Origin of the sequence: Streptomyces sp. NPDC005931, assembly GCF_042871235.1 — a bacterium.
Lineage (GTDB): Bacteria > Actinomycetota > Actinomycetes > Streptomycetales > Streptomycetaceae > Streptomyces.
Genome location: NZ_JBIAIG010000005.1, coordinates 168891 through 182589, shown reverse-complemented (window position 1 = coordinate 182589; position 13699 = coordinate 168891). Strand labels below are relative to the sequence as shown.

The 13699-nt window shown below is 64.1% G+C and carries 8 protein-coding genes; 6 read left to right on the top strand and 2 right to left on the bottom strand.

Annotated features, from left to right (window positions below):
• Positions 1–109: 109 nt before the first annotated feature.
• Positions 110–430, bottom strand: coding sequence for a DUF6412 domain-containing protein (locus ACFYOV_RS15015; RefSeq protein WP_389087456.1), 321 nt, complete (start codon positions 428–430; stop codon positions 110–112).
• Positions 431–672: 242 nt separating this feature from the next.
• Here ACFYOV_RS15015 and ACFYOV_RS15010 point away from each other — a divergent pair, with 242 nt between their 5' ends.
• The gene (locus ACFYOV_RS15010) at positions 673–1689 is read left to right on the top strand and encodes a hypothetical protein (protein ID WP_389087454.1); all 1017 of its coding nucleotides are present in this window, start codon (positions 673–675) and stop codon (positions 1687–1689) included.
• A 96-nt stretch (positions 1690–1785) separates the two neighbouring features.
• Here ACFYOV_RS15010 and ACFYOV_RS15005 read toward each other — a convergent pair whose 3' ends face one another.
• The gene (locus ACFYOV_RS15005; protein WP_389087452.1) at positions 1786–2331 is read right to left on the bottom strand and encodes a pyridoxamine 5'-phosphate oxidase family protein; all 546 of its coding nucleotides are present in this window, start codon (positions 2329–2331) and stop codon (positions 1786–1788) included.
• 520 nt (positions 2332–2851) lie between these two features.
• On the opposite strand from ACFYOV_RS15005, the gene ACFYOV_RS15000 reads away from it, so the two are divergent.
• The 5 genes from ACFYOV_RS15000 (at position 2852) to ACFYOV_RS14980 (ending at position 13655) form a co-directional block, all read left to right on the top strand.
• Complete coding sequence (locus ACFYOV_RS15000; RefSeq protein ID WP_389087450.1) at positions 2852–4954, top strand: hypothetical protein; 2103 nt, start codon at positions 2852–2854, stop codon at positions 4952–4954.
• Positions 4951–5898: a hypothetical protein gene (locus ACFYOV_RS14995; protein ID WP_389087448.1), complete on the top strand. Its 948-nt coding sequence runs from the start codon at positions 4951–4953 to the stop codon at positions 5896–5898. Before ACFYOV_RS15000 ends, ACFYOV_RS14995 begins: the two co-directional genes overlap by 4 nt.
• Positions 5891–11473: a DEAD/DEAH box helicase gene (locus tag ACFYOV_RS14990; protein WP_389087445.1), complete on the top strand. Its 5583-nt coding sequence runs from the start codon at positions 5891–5893 to the stop codon at positions 11471–11473. The genes ACFYOV_RS14995 and ACFYOV_RS14990 overlap by 8 nt, the downstream gene beginning before the upstream one ends.
• A gap of 152 nt (positions 11474–11625) precedes the next feature.
• Entirely contained in the window at positions 11626–13059 is a 1434-nt protein-coding gene (locus tag ACFYOV_RS14985; RefSeq protein ID WP_389087443.1) for a PIN-like domain-containing protein, read from the top strand.
• Positions 13050–13655: a hypothetical protein gene (locus ACFYOV_RS14980; protein WP_389087441.1), complete on the top strand. Its 606-nt coding sequence runs from the start codon at positions 13050–13052 to the stop codon at positions 13653–13655. The genes ACFYOV_RS14985 and ACFYOV_RS14980 overlap by 10 nt, the downstream gene beginning before the upstream one ends.
• Positions 13656–13699 lie beyond the last annotated feature (44 nt).

The window sequence follows — 13699 nt, the reverse complement described above, 5'->3', positions numbered from 1 at the left end:
TGCCGGAAGCACCCCGGGAGATGACGCGAAATGACCGGGGTGAGGTAGGGACATGGCGGCATGACGACCCACGCGGGGTCACACGAGGCCGGACGGCCCCGCGGGTGCCCTACGTGGCGATCGCCGGGAGGGCGTGTCCGGGTGCCCGGGGCCGTATTCGCCCCTTGGCGTCGGGGTCGCGTTGCGGCAGGAAGGCGGTGCGCCGATCACGGTCGCGTATGGCCGTACGCACCCGGGTGGGCGGCACGGCGGGCGCGCAGCGCGCGAGGACGAGCGCGCAGGTGACGAGCGCCGTCCCGGCCGCGGCGGTAGCGGCGAGCGCGACGGTGGCGGAAAGACCACCGGCGTCCAGAAGGACGAGGAGGACGACCTGGAACAGAGGAAAGAGCACGAGGAAGGCAGGGCGCGCGTTGACCCGGCTACGGTTCACCGATCACCCTCCCCTCTCCCTGACGCCGACACCGACCTGCTGATCCGGGTCGGACTCGATTCCGCACCCGGCACCTTTTGAAACGTCCGGCGCGGCGTGCCGGTTCCCGGCCCGGGAATCCGACATGGCCGGAGGGGAGCGGCGGCGCACGACCGTGTCGGCCCTCCGCTCCCGGCCACCGGGGCGCCCTCTGGCCTGCGGCTCCCTCACCTTTGCCGGCTGTCGGCAGTACGGTGTCCCCCATGCGCCCCGACACGCCTGCCGAAAACGTCGACCACACCGCCGAAGCGGCACGCCTGGAGCGGACCGCCGGCCTGTATCCCGAGGACGCCGAGGCCCTGCTGCTGCGCGCCGCCGCCCACCTGGAACTCTCCGGCGACCGCCCCGCCGCGACCGCCCTCTACGACCGCCTCCTGACCTCCGACACCGGCCTGGAGAACCCGTACCTGGTCCGCGCCCTGAAGGCGTCCAACCTCTGGGAGTACGGCCACGAGGCGGAGGCCCGCGCGATCATCGACGGCATCCGCACGGCGTCCCCGCGCGACCCGGCCCCCTGGGTGATCGTCGCAGAGGCCCTGGAGGCCCACGACGAGCTCGAGCAGGCGCACGAGACGTTCACCGAGGCGGTACGCCTCCTGCTGACCGACGCCCCCGAAGCGCCGCAGGCCGCGCATCCCCTCCTCTTCGGCCGCCACCGGGTCCGCAGGATGCTGGGCGCGGCGCACGACGAGTGGGACACCCTGGCGGACTCGGTGCACTCGTCCCCCGTGACGCTGGACGAACTCCACGACCCGAAGCGCGTGTGGTCCCTGGGCTCGGAGAACCCGGCGGAACTGGAGGCCGAAATCTCCCGCCTCCGCGCGGAACTCGGCGCCTACCGGGAGGCCCTGTCCCGCCCCTTCCCGGTGGCGATCCTGCACTGGCCGGCGCATGAACTGGCGGAACTGCTGGCGGCGTACCCGCCCCTGGCGGACGAATACCCCTCCTACGAGACCCACCTCGCGACGATAGAGGCGGCCCTGAGGGAACTCGCCTCCTCGGGCACCGCGAACCTGGGCATCGTCACCGGCACGGTCCCCTCCTACGAGGCCTTCGCGGCCTCGGAGGGCGCCTCCCCGGCGGACGCCACGCTGCTCCCCCAGTACGCGACGACGCTCGCAGCCCGGGGCCGGGCGGTGGCGTGGCCGCCGGACCCGGGAGCCGCATGCTGGTGCGGCTCGACCCACCCGTACGAGACCTGCCACGGCACCGCGCCCTGAAGCGCCCCGGGGAAATCGCGCACCTCGAGACACACAGCAGGGTGCGCGGCTCGAGATGCGCAGCCCCCGGGGAAAAAGGGCGCAGGCCCGCAAGGACTAGAAGGTATAGCGGGTGTGGCTGAACACCTGACCGTCGTGCCCGAAGCCGTACGCCGTGCCGGGTGCCACCGCGAACAGCAGGTCGGTGCCCTTGCGGATGTTGTCGCCGAAGCCGTAGAAGACCCCCTTCGGCGAGGTGATGTGGTCCCCGTACTGCGCCTCGAACGAGGCGATGACCTCCTCCTGCCGCGCCGGATCCGTCACCCGCTCCGCCGTACCCTCGACCACGATGTCGAGGCCTCCGGAGAGTGAGTTGTGCCCCGTGGTGAGTGCGCAGTGGGCGTTGCCGGCCAGGTTCTTCGCCTTCTGCTCGCCCTGCCCGGTGCTGAAGTACAGCGCCCCGTCGTGCCAGGCGGCAATCAGCGGCGTGACATGCAGCCGGCCGTCCGTCCGCACCGTGGTGATCCAGAAGACCTCGGCGTCCCGCAGCCGCCGCTGCACCTCGGCCCAGTCGGTGGCGGTGACGCTGTCCGCACCGGGGCGCGGGTTGAGCGCGGCGCTGTAACGGGCGTCGAGCTCGGTCGTGGGCTGCTTCGGAGTCATACGGAACTCCTCTCGCTCTCCTTCCAACGAGGCTATACAGCCGGGGCCGGCAGCGCTCGGTGCCGACGTCTGGGGGAGCACAGTCACACCACACCGGTCCGTGCCCACGAACGGCCCCATCCCCGAGGCAGGAGGGCCCACACTCCCCGGGCCGCCCGCTCGCTTCTTCCCCGTGCCGGAGCGCCCCGTTGTCCAGGGTGGCCCGAAGGGCCATCGGCGCAGCCGAGGCACAGCGCCCTTGACGCGGGGCGCGGAGGCACGACACTACGAGGAAGCGGGCGGTCCTACAGCTATGTCTCAGTCAACGTCGCCCCCAGCGATCCCTGCATATGCCTGCCATATCAAAGCATTCCAGAGTAAGGTGTTTGAGCTGTAAACGCACGCAGTGCGTTCCTTCCGCTTGGCCTGCTCAGCGGACACACGGCCCTGCCTTCGGCTGAACAGTGCGACCCCTGAACGGGTTCCTTTCACCAGTGCTCCGTGACACGGCAGGCCCGCGGTCGGTCAGGGGGGCGAAACAATGAGGGCGGCGTACAGACAGTGGCACGAGGTTCTCTCGGCAGAGTTCTTCGGGGACGACCATGCACATCGAAGCATCGTCCTGTATGTAGATGACGAGACAGAGAAGGCCCTTGCGGACCGCAATGGCATCAAGGAAGGGCTAGCCCAAGCGGTCGCCTCCGAGCTGAACTGGATCAACCAGGGGAAGCCGCTGTTCTGCCGAGTCCAGGATGCGTGCGGATCATGGACTCGCGGCGGGGCCGTAGGACCACCGCCCAGTCTTCCGGTTCTGGCGCTGTCGGTGTTGGCAGCCACCCGCATGGCGTCGTCAGACGGAATGCTCAAGAGCAACTTCTACGGCCGGTGGGGCCAGGTGTTCGGTGAGGAGCCACGCAGCCCACGCGCGAACAGACTGGAACATTCGTTTCCGGACGTTGCCGCGATGTGGGAGCAGCTCGACACGTGGCTGAAGCAGACCCTCGGCCTCTACGGCACGAGCACCATCAGCACAGACGACTTCTACTGGAAGATCGGCTATCCGATCTCACAGGCGCTGATCCGGGGCTCGGACAGGGAGGTCCTCACTCGCTTTTTCGCCGCCACTCGCTTGCAGCCGCGCAATCCGAACCAGGCGTCGGGCCGCGAGCTGCTACGTCGGCTTCGCATGTGGACAGCTGGGCGCGACCGTCATCTCTCCCATCGGCTGCTCAGCGAACTTGAGAATGCGCCTGACATCGACGACACCCTCATCGCCAGCCTCCTCAGGCGGCTCGCAGACGACTGGGACGGGACGCTCCACGAACCTGAGCGCGCCCACCGTCGTCGGGCCCTAGGGCTGCGGCTCATGGTGGCCGACAACGGCAAGCGCCTCGAATGGCTGGCCGAAGTCGTGCCAGGCCTTCCTGAGGTCGAGGTTGGTCTGCCTGGAGGCCGCTCATTCGTGCTCCGCGAGGAGTACGGCGGCATGTACGGCGGCATGGAGTCCTTGACTCCTTCCCATCAGCAACTCGCGCACGGGATACGCCTTGAGGGCGAAACTCTGGTCCTAGAGTGGGCACCACAAGAGGTCATTCTGCTGCGTAAGCATCCTCAACTTGGTGACTGGGCGAGCACCGAGTACTTCGAGCCCGGCGAACAGCACTGGATCCTCGCGGCAGACCCGGCCGTCCGGGACGTTCGGTCCATGATCGGCGCCCTTGGCGGCCGCACCGTGCGTGAAGTCGTTGCACCAGCGCCGGGCTGGAAGCTGTTCAAGGGTGTGCGTGCGGTTAATGGCACAGCGTTCACTCGGACCCTGGATCGGGGCGGCCCTCATGTGCGTGTCCTGGAGCCTCAGATCAGGCAGCGTTCCGAGCTCACCGGAGGACTCCGCATCGCCCATGAATACCGGGGTGGAATCGGCGTCGCGGGCCACTTCCTCTGCGGAGGTGCCCCCGATCTCCTCCTTCCTTCTGGTGAAGGACCAGACGGGCTGGTGAAGGTCGTACTCGACGACCAGCCCCAGGTGCTCCGGGCTGATCCACGCATCCCCTTTCCGCTATGTGTCGTCCCTCTCGAAGAAGGAACACATCGCGTCGGCACAGAAGACAGCAGCCAAGTCTTCACTCTGCACGACGGACTGCATGAAGGACTGCCTCCAGGGACGGGGACGCTCGGTTACCGCTGCCGTGGCATCACCGAGGGGGAACTCACTGAGGTGGACAGCACTGAGTCAGCTATCCGCGGTGCATACGCCCCCCACAACGGGGCCCTGCCCCGGCCGGAGATCGTGCGTCAGACCGTCTTGGAGGCGATGCTGATCGCTGCGGACGGCGGCGTGCACCGTGTGAAGAGCCAGTCAGTTCCGACCTGGATGCAGAAACGGCTACCGCAAGATGCTTTGGGCCCGTGCCTGGGACTCGAAGTCCCGGAAGGCTACGTCTGGTTGACCTACCGCACCTCGACCCGTTGGTCCGTACGACCACTTGTCTCGTCCGATGGCATCCCTCCCCCTTCGCCATCAGCAGACGACTTTGCCTGGGCGTACGCGGTCCTGAGTGCAGCTTCGCGTTCACGGCTGCCGGCTTGGCTTGACTATGTGGCGGCAGCAGAAGCTGTCAGTGGCAAACGGGGGACGCCATGACCGAGTCAGGGGACCTGCTTCTGCGCTGGGTGAGTGAGCTGGGCAAGGGTGCCCTGCCGGACATCAAACAGGGCATGTGGTGGCTTGCCGCCAGGTACTGTCCTGAAGCCGAATCCGGAGCCCCCGGCCGCTGGCTTCGCGACGCTGTATCCCTCGGATACATGGACATCGATTGGCGCAACAGGCGGTGGTGCGCCGCCCCTTCAGTACTGACCAGGGTGCCGCAGGCACGAGGCCTGGCCGTGCTGACTGGAAGCAGGACTGCAGCCTTTGAGCGCCAGCTCGACAGTGCCGTACGGGACGGACTGGTCGAACTCCACCGAGTCCCCAACGATCGTCCACGACGCGACATCCCCCTGCCCGTCTCCCTGTTCATCCAGTTCGATGATGAGGCCGGGCTAACAAAGTGGGCAGAAGAGCTAGGTGTCTTGTACTCCCCTTGCTTCGCCCTTCAAAGTGCAGGACTGCTACCACCATTGCGGCTGGAGACTAGAGCATCTGCACCCGAGTTCGGTAAGCCACTGGAGTATTACGACCTCGACCGAGGTGACTATCAGTGGGTGAAGCGCCCGCAGAAAGACGGGCTGTACAGGCTGAAGCAGCGCGAGGGTAAACGGGTCTGCCAGGTGTTGCAGCACGGAGTCTGGTACGAGACCAGTCATGAGGAGGGCATCTACGCCGTACTCAGAATGCAAAGCACAGACGCCGACGTACTGCGCTGGCTCCCCGAACAGTACTGTGGGCGGGAAGAGTTCGGCGCTCTGTACGTTGACTGGGGATACCCGCTACCAGACCTGCACAGACGGACCGCCACCATGTGCTCGGGCCTCGCTCCGCGCATCAACGAGCACGCCGAAAACCTGGCCTACGACAACGTCCCCAAGGCCGTCGCTATAAAGATCGCCGAATCGCTTGGGCAGCGTCTTAGGGAGAGCAATGAGTGACATCGCCTCAGAACAACCCGGCGGCACCGGGAAGGAACTCGACATCCTGGGGGCGTTCGGGCACCTCAAGGATGCCCTCTTCCGTTACTACAACACGCCGTTCGGTCTCGCTGACGATCGTCTTGAGCGCGAGCGCCAGCAACTCTTCGACGACGATGGCGGTGCATGGCGCAACCCGCTGCTGGAAGTTCGGCCACGGTACGCCACAGTGGATGCTGGGATCGCCGCGTCGGTTCAGGAGGCCGACGCTGCGCCCGAACTAGCGGAACTGGTGCAACTTGGCCTGTTGGAGGGCGTTCCAGCACTCTATGAGCACCAGCACCGAGCCCTGATCGCAGCGGTTCGGCACGGGCGCGATGTCGTGGTTACAGCGGGTACCGGCTCCGGTAAGACTGAGTCCTTCATGCTGCCCGTGCTCGCAGACCTCGTGCGCGAATCCGCCGCTTGGCCTGCGACCAAGGAACCTGTGAACCGCTGGTGGGGCTCGCCCGACGGCAGTTATCAGCCGCAACGAGCGGGTGAAAACGGCCGACACGCAGCCGTCCGTGCCATGGTTCTCTACCCCATGAACGCGCTCGTTGACGACCAGATGATGCGCCTGCGCAAGGCACTGGACAGTGATGAAGTGCGGGCATGGCTCAAGCGCAACCGTCCGGGCCACCGGTTCTACTTCGGCCGCTACACCGGGGCGACACCCGTTCCTGGAGACGTGGGATCACCTGCTGGCGTCAAAACACTGCGCAAAGAGTTCACTGCCACTGAGGAGCGCTCACGGCAGGCGCAAAAAGCGGGAACTGAAGGCAGGTTCTTCATTCCAAGGCTTGACGGCGCAGAAATGCGATGCCGCTGGGACATGATCCAGGCGCCGCCGGACATCCTGATCACCAACTACAGCATGCTCAACGTGATGCTGATGCGGTCGCGCGAGTCGACCATCTTCGAGAAGACACGCCGGTGGCTGCAAGAAGTCCCTGACGCACGCTTCACCCTGGTTGTCGATGAGCTGCACATGTATCGCGGAACAGCAGGTACAGAGATCGCATATCTTCTTCGGAACCTGAGCTATCGCCTCGGCCTCGCTGACAAGCCAGAGAAATTCCGCATCATTGCGGCCTCCGCGTCCCTCGAAGCGTCTCGCGACCTCGCGTTCTTGGAGGAGTTCTTCGGCGCGGACAGGAATCGCTTCGAAGTTCTCGGCGGAAGGCTCAAGCTGCCTTCACACACTAGAACCGACATTTCTCGCCACGCAGACAAATTTGCGGCGCTCGGCACGTCCGTACCTCCCGTGGAAGCAGATGCGATTCTCGCCGAGTCTGGAGCAGCAGATGCTTTCACTAACAGCCTCCGAGACGGTGACAGGCTCATCGCCGACTTCGATAAGCAGGTGTCCGCTCGGCTCTTCCCCGCTGCAGATGCAGCCGTGCGCGCAGCTGCACTTAAGGGCGTACTCACCGCCCTGCGGTGCTCAGACGACAAGAAGGCACCCAAGCTTCGCGGTCACCTCTTCTTCAGGAACATCCCAGGGGTTTGGGCGTGTTCAGACGCTGCATGTCCCGACGCTCCCCGTTCGGAAGGTGCCAGGAACAGGACAGTCGGGAAACTGCATTCACGTCCCACGCCCCGCTGTAGCTGCACCGCACGAGTGCTGGAGCTTCTGTACTGCCAGACGTGCGGAGACGTATTCCTCGGCGGATATGCTCCGGAGTCAGCATTCCGCAAAGCAGAGGAAGGCCCGTTCGAGGCTGGACTGCTCGCCGATCTGCCAGACCTCGACTCATTGCCTGATGGCGCCGCGCTGGGGCCAAGCGCAGCCAATTACGTTGTCTACTGGCCCAAGCGGGCTGAGCCGGCCACCAACAAGCTCGCCTGGCAAGCCAGCTCCGACAAGGGGGCGTTGAGCGCCAGTTTCGAGTTCAGGCGCAGCAAATACGATCCTCGCACCGGCATGCTCCGGAACCACAGAAACTACACTGGCTGGTCATTCCATGTCAGCGTTCCGCGCTCCAAGAGAGGGCCCGGGCGCCTCAAGCCCGAGCATCTGCCCGCCGCTCCGACTCAATGTCCCTCCTGCGGCGACGATTGGGAGACTCAGCGCCTGGGGAACGAATTCCTGAGCTTGACGGACCCCCGCCGCATGCGCACACCGGTGCGCTCGATGCGCACTGGTTTCGAGAAGGTCAACCAAGTATTGACCACAGGGATTCTTTCACTGCTGCCCAACAAGCAGGCCGTGCTCTTCTCCGACAGCCGACAGGATGCCGCGAAGCTTTCCGCCGGACTCGGGCTACGGCACTACCAGGACCTGATCCGTCTGCTCCTGGCTGAAGAGGTTGACCAGCAAGGAGACCCCGCCGCAGATCTTGCAACGGTATCCGCATTCTTCCGTCAGCCCCCTGGAGAGGCTGTCGACAAGGCGGCGGCCCTAGCGGCCCGCAAGCGGCTTCGGTCACGGGACAGAGACGTGTACGACAGATGGGAGAAACTGCAGAGCCCGGACCTCGCACACGCCCTTGACGACGATGAGCCTGACCCAGCTGAGGAAGCCGAGCTGTACAACACGCTCAGCCGTGTCCCTAGCCTGGACAGCCATACCGCAGCGGTAGAAGAGCGCCTCGTGCAGATGGGCGTCAACCCTGGAGGTCCGAAGGCCTCCCTTCAGCAGACGGCCTACCAAAGGGGCATGGACGCCCAGCCCTGGACGACGCTGTACCACTGGCCTGAGAACGAAAGCAGCACGGTCCGGCAGAGGTCGAGCCTGCACCTGAGCGAGCGGCAAGAGCAGTTGCGCCAGGAGATCCGCGAAGCACTTCGCATTGAACTCCTGACAGGTCTTTTCGGCAGCGCGGGACGTGACTTCGAGTCCCTCGGTTTGGGCTGGCTGACCCTGGCAAGCGACCAGGCGCCGCTTCAGGCTGAAAGGGCCTCGGACGCGGCGCTCGCCCGCGCTAGCCTCCGGGTTCTCGGGCACATGCGCCGCTTCGCGGGGCTGCGCACGTCGGCGGACTCGCCCCCCAAGGCGCTCCGGGAGTTCTGGGCCAGCGCTGCTGATCACCTAGGCCAGGATCCTGACGATCTCCAGACCACTGTGGAACGGGTCTGGGGAACGGCAGTCATCAACTACCTTATCCAGCCGGACCATGTCGCTCTGCGGCACGGCCGCGAGCAGTCCTGGACCTGTACCAACTGCTATCGGCGCCATCTCCACCCCGGAGTCGGCCTCTGCACCAAGTGCCGCCGCCCCCTGCCTGCCGAGCCTGAAGCGTTCAAGGGGATCAACGACGACTACTACTCGTGGCTGGCCGCAGAGAAGCTCGGACGGTTCAGGCTCAGCGCCGCGGAACTCACTGGACAGACAGACAGGCTTGATGCGCAGGCACGTCAGGCTCGCTTCCAGGGCATCTTCCTCGATGGTCAGGAGCACAGGCTTCCCGATACTCTCGACGTCCTCTCGGTCACCACGACGATGGAAGCCGGCGTGGACATCGGGCCGCTATCCGCAGTCCTCATGGCCAACATGCCACCGACCCGCTTCAACTACCAGCAGCGGGTGGGCCGGGCGGGACGCCGCACTTCTCCCGTCGCACTCGCGCTGACCGTGTGCCGGGGCCGTAGCCACGACGAGCACTACTTCCAGGACCCGAAGCGCATCACTAACGACGCGACACCACGGCCCTACCTGTCCACGGACATGAAGGATATCTACCAGCGTGTCCTTGCTGCTGAAGTGCTCCGTCGCGCGTTTGACGCGGTGCGGCCAGTAGCAGACGCGGATGCGACGCTCGACCCCACTCGCAACGTGCATGGCCAGTTCGGTCTCTGCTCTGACTGGCTCGCCCTAAGAGAGACAGTGGCGACATGGCTTAAGTCACACGAGACGGAAATCCGTGATCTTGCCGAAGCACTCGGCCACATGACTCGCGGTGCCTGGGCAGCAGAAGATGCCGCGGAATGGGCCACGGATAAACTCGTTCCACTCGTCACGACGATTGCCTCGAAGCAGCACGGACACCATGAACTCAGCCAACGGCTAGCCGAGTCTGGCCTGCTTCCGATGTTCGGGTTCCCCACATCTGCCAGGTACCTCTACACCAAGCGCCCCGCTGACTCTTATCCATGGCCACCGAGTGGCACTATCGACCGTTCGCTGGACATCGCCATCTCGCAGTTCGCCCCCGGTGCCGAGACGGTGAAGGACGGCCGGGTGCACACAGCTGTCGGAGTCGTCGCGTTTGAGCCCTCGGGCAGGACGCCACGGGCAGTCGATGAGCCGCTTGGGCCGGCGGCCCCGCTCGGCATTTGCCGCGCATGCGGTCATCTGGCGGAAGAGGTGGAGATGCCTTCCACGCCAAGCGATGACACCACGCCCCAGCCCTGCCCCGCCTGTGGAGCTGCGGATGGTTCATACCGCGAGATCCAGCTCCGGGAACCGGCCGGCTTCTACTGCGGCGGCAAAGCCCGCGACTTCGACGGCAACTTCGCATGGCGGGCACGGTCCCTCGCGCCCAGGACCGCTGCCAATCTTAAGCGGGATGCACGGGAAAGGCTCAGGCAGTCAAACCTCGTGGTTCACGCTGGGAAGGGGCGACGATATGCGGTCAACGACAACGGCGGTCGGCTCTTCGATTTCACGAAGGTGAAACCCGCGGCCCACTGGTCCGGTGCCTACCTAGAGGCCGGAGCCGCAGAGCTCTACCCGTGGCTGACGAGGGATGTCGCGTCGAACTCCGAGATCTTGAGTACCGCGATCGGCGCGGCACAGCTCACTGACTTGTTCCTGCTCGGGCCGCAGGCAGGCGAGATGCCCGAAGGGGGTCTACGGCTGAACCTTGCCTCCGTTCCTCAAAGCACTGGGTTCCCAGATGATCGGTCAGGAAGGCGGGCAGCCTGGTTCTCCCTCGCTGCGCTGCTCCGTACTGCCGCAGGGTCCGTGCTCCAGGTACAGCCGAACGAGATCGCAGCCGGTATTCACGGTGCAGCCTCGACGACGCGTGAGGCGCGTACATTCGCCTTCCTGTCTGACACTCTGGACAACGGTGCCGGCTACTGCACGCACCTCGCCGAATCCGAGGTCTTCAAAGACCTCATGCAAACAGCGAAGGGCATGCTGAGGAGCTTCGCGTCAGGTCGGCACAGCAAGGACTGTCGCGGTTCTTGCTACGAGTGCCTCCGCGACTACACGAACATGGCCTATCACAGCCTGCTCGACTGGCGGCTGGCCAGCGAGCTGCTGACCATTCTCGAAACAGGACAGACCGGCACAGATCGCCTGATGAGGACAGCAGGAAGTCTGCTCAGTAACTGGGCATCAGATTTCCCTTCAGAAGACGCAGAGTTCGTCGACGATCTCGGTGGCACTGGGCCTGCTGTGCTGTTCGAGGAACGCCTGTGGGTTGCTGCCAAGAGTCCATTCGAAGCCGCTGATGACGGGCTGCAGTCCGCGCGTCTCCGAGAGGTCCGCGACGCAGCGGTGTCGGATAGTGGCCCGGCGCAGGACGTCATCTTCGTCGACGACTTCCTTCTCGACAAGGCTCCAGCACGGGTGACGGCGCTGATCGCCGACTTTGACGCTCATTAGTCGTCGTCGGCCGCGAAGACGGCAATTGCACAGCAGTTGGGACCGGCAGCCCAGGAACGCATCGGTGGCCGGAAAGACACCCTCCGGCCACCGACAGGCTGTGCCAGGATGATCACTTCAATACTTTAGTCGTTGCTGACCCGGAGGCGGATATGAGCGACCCCGTACTGTTGCAGCGATTCGCGGCATGGCTTCGGCCGCAGCCGTCAGCAGACGACGTGGAGCGCCGTGCGTTTTTTCAGGACGGGATCATCGTTCTCGATACCAATGTGCTCCTCAGCCTGTACGAGTACACGGAGACGTCACGGGAAGAGGTTCTGGCAGCTCTCCAGCAGGCGGCTGGCCGTCTCTGGATGCCGTATCAAGTGGGCCTTGAGTTCGTACGAGGTCGTCGCAGCACGTTGGAGTCACGGAAGCGAGCGCTGTCAGACGCCGCCGCAGAGGTCAACAAGAAACTCATGGCTGCACGCAAGGCGATTGTGGAAGCACGCAATGTCGTCTGCGCGCAGCTCAATAAATACGCCCGGGCAGAAGGAGAAATAGCCGAGCTGAATAGCCTGGTCGCCGATGGCTTGGTTGATCAGCACTTGGATGTTTACCGTCAGGCGTTCAAGCGTCATCTGGACATGTTGAAGTCAGATCATGGACTTGCACTGAGCTCTTCCGATGCAGAGGATCCCATCCTACCTCGCATCGCCGATCTGTACGGCGACAGCATAGGCGAGCAGCCAGATGACGAAGTTCTGCGCAAACGCATCGAGGATGCCACGACGTTCCGTTTTCCGAACAAGATCCCGCCGGGATTCGCGGACTCCGGAAAGGAAACTCCGCTTCAGTCAGCAGGCGACTTCCTGCTATGGGAGGAGCTCATCGAGCACGTTAGCCAGCTACCAGAAGACAGGCGACGCGTGCTCTTCGTCTCAAATGACACGAAAGAGGACTGGTACCAGTCGGAATCAGGCGCTTCCGGTCCGCGTCCATGGCCGAGTCTCATCGATGAATTGCAACGCCGAGCCTCCGCCTCCCTGAGAATAGAGACGCAACTGAAATTTTATGGGGGAATCAAGGAGTTCTTGGATGCTGAACTAGCCGATGACACGTACGCCGAGATCGAGCGTGTTTCAGAAGCCTTCGACTTCGCTTCAATGGGTCGAGCGGTGGTGACAACCGAGAATGCTACGCGTCTCCAACCTCCACAGGAGGCGGCCCTGGCAGCGCTCAAGTCCGTTGGGCTCACCTCGTCGACTCTGCGGTCCGTCATCGAATCGACGTCCCCGTCACACTGGCTGTTCCAGTGGTGGCTGATCGGTGTGACCACACAGCTGGGACGCCGGGAACGCGAGGCTTCCGAACCCATCGTTGAAATTGCGGCAGCTTGGAGAGGACCACATCCTCCCTCGCCGCTGTGGCGGCCAGGCACGGATTTCGCCCCAGGCGAGTGGCTGCACAGAGACTCGTCGTGGATCGCTCCCTGGTTTATGGAATTGATCGACAGCACCCCGCAAGTAGACCGCACTATGTTGCGCGGACTCGCAGCTCAGCAAGCAGCAGAAATCCGCAAGGAGGGGTATCCGACGTGGCGGTAGAGAACGGGGAAGCGTTCCAGGCGTGGCAGCGTTTGAAGCCGAATACCGAGTTCGCAGTCAGGGCGCTCAGCTCCGCCTTGGAAGACCCACAGGCGTCACCTGACGATATCCTGGATGCATACTTGTTCGCCAAGCGTACGCTGGCTCATTCCATGCAGTCCCTCATCAGGTCGCAGCTGCCGTCGTCCGGCGAGAAGTTCCACGAGGTGCGGGAACGAATCCGGGAAGAAATGCTCGCCAGATTCGGACGCGCCGTACCGGAAAAATACCTCAACGTACCATACGGAACGAAGGCGAATGAAGAGCTGTTCGCCGTCCTCCATCAGTCACTTGGGCAACCCGTCGACATAGCCCGCCTTCGCACAATCAACGGTGATGACGTTCATACTGAGCGCCGAATACGAGAGCTTCGGGAACTTGGCCTTGATATCACCGCCATAACAGTGAACGGCCGCCGACATTATACCCTCACCTCACTTGAGCTCGATGGTGAGCGGATTCACACCCTTGTGTTCCAGGGCGTGTCCAGAGCAAAAGGGCTGGGCCACGAGGAAAAACAAGAGATCCTGAGCCGCCTCGAGCACCACTATTCCTAACACCTCTATTTCGGAGTCTCCACTTGACCCTCTTCGAACACTTC